This window comes from Cognatundibacterium luofuense, from assembly GCF_018139685.1.
GTDB lineage: Bacteria > Pseudomonadota > Gammaproteobacteria > Burkholderiales > Burkholderiaceae_D > Undibacterium > Undibacterium luofuense.
In genome coordinates, this window is record NZ_JAGSPN010000066.1 from 1 (window position 1) to 625 (window position 625).

General features: G+C 51.0%; 1 protein-coding gene. It reads right to left on the reverse strand.

The genetic code is table 11. The features are described 5' to 3' along the window. Window positions 1-585: substrate-binding periplasmic protein (locus KDM89_RS19325; RefSeq protein ID WP_212689538.1), on the reverse strand; the 585-nt coding region annotated here is incomplete at its 3' end. Window positions 586-625: the final 40 nt, after the last annotated feature.

The window sequence follows — 625 nt, forward strand, 5'->3', positions numbered from 1 at the left end:
GTCCACCCGTTTGTCGATCTGGACTGTACCGGTAAAAATATAGGGCGCGATCAGGGTGATGTCGGCCGCACCTGAACGCATAATACGCGCCACCGAAACCGGATCGGACTCCACAATCAGTCGTCCCGCTTTTTGCATATCCTGCAACAATTGCTGATAGGCATCGCCATAATCATAGCCACGCACCACCGCCAGTTTCAACTGCTTTTGTTCCAGTAATTCCTGCAAACTGGTGATGGGTGGGCGATTCGGATTAATAGAAATCAGCGTGGCTCTGGTATACACCAAAGGAACAAAAATGCCGAATTCATCGCGGCGACTGGTACGGATAGCAGGAATCAATAAATCAGCCTGACCATTTTCGAATAAGAGTTCCATACGCGCTCTGGGTACGATGCGCATCTCGAACTGGCAACCATCTTTGGCTGCCATACTGTCCAAAATTTCAGGGTAAATGCCGTCGATCACGCTTCCACTGCCGATCACACTTAAACCGGCCTGTGCCAGCGGCACCTGAATTTTCCGGCTACACGCCGCATAGGCGACACTATCCCAGCAAGCGGAAAGCAAGATCAGGGGGAGCATGAAAAATATGCGCCGTTTCAGCATGATGCAGACTCCATTC